This is a genomic window from Gilvimarinus gilvus (genome assembly GCF_030518155.1).
Lineage (GTDB): Bacteria > Pseudomonadota > Gammaproteobacteria > Pseudomonadales > Cellvibrionaceae > Gilvimarinus > Gilvimarinus gilvus.
Map to the genome: position 1 here is coordinate 1 of NZ_JAULRU010000077.1, position 419 is coordinate 419.

The following is a 419-nucleotide window of genomic DNA, read 5'->3' on the forward strand; positions in this document are numbered from 1 at the left end:
CGCGCGGCTCGGCGCTCAGGCCCAGGTCGCCCTGCTGCACATCGGCCGCGGCTGTGGCGCGCTTGCCACGCTTGCTGGCCTTGGCCGGCTTTGGCTCGCGCTCGCGGTCACGCGCCGAGGCGCTGAGCGAAGGCAGGTCGCTTTCGTCCAGTTCCGGTTCTTTATGGGTATCCAGTACCCGCGACGGGCCGAGTACTTCGGCACTGCCGCCCTCTTCGTCCGGCAGGTTGGAATAACTGCGGTCCAGACGGAATTTCAACTTGCCTTTGCCGCCGCGCATGCGGCGCCAGCCGTCGAAAAGAATACCGGCAATGACAATGATGCCGATGAGGATCAGCCACTCGCGCAGACCGATTTCCATGTAATCCCGTGCCTCTATAAAAATATGCTTGAAAACAAAGGGTTCAAAGCCCTTTAAC

Annotated in this window: 1 pseudogene; it reads right to left on the minus strand. The window is 61.1% G+C overall.

From position 1 onward, the window contains the following. A pseudogene (locus tag QWI17_RS00385) lies at window positions 1–419 on the minus strand (hypothetical protein); the annotation flags it as partial.